The sequence below is a fragment of the Photorhabdus bodei genome (genome assembly GCF_003287735.1).
GTDB lineage: Bacteria > Pseudomonadota > Gammaproteobacteria > Enterobacterales > Enterobacteriaceae > Photorhabdus > Photorhabdus kayaii.
This window is the reverse complement of record NZ_NSCM01000187.1, coordinates 1-237: the sequence shown is the minus strand read 5'-3', so window position 1 is coordinate 237 and position 237 is coordinate 1. Positions and strand designations below refer to the sequence as shown.

The 237-nt window shown below is 68.4% G+C and carries 1 protein-coding gene; it reads right to left on the bottom strand.

The features are described from left to right. Positions 1–237, bottom strand: a 237-nt coding sequence (locus tag CKY02_RS23355; RefSeq protein ID WP_146747504.1) for a DUF6531 domain-containing protein, incomplete at both ends; no start/stop codon positions are given.

Here is a 237-nt window from a genome sequence, read left to right as displayed (position 1 = left end):
TCGGCCCATTGGGGGCCGAACAGCCCGGACAGGGCGGCGGTGGAGCGGTAAGTCCGGTTGAGGGTCAGCGGCAACACCCCCGGCAGGGCCAGCACCGGCCAGACCTGCAGGAAGTCGCCGGTCGCCACGTCCACCGGCTCGCCGGCTTTGTGACAGAGCTGGCTGTCACAGCCGGTTTTTTTCACCGACGGGGTGGGGGGCGATTCATGGGGGCGGTTTTTGTTCCCTCTGGGCAGG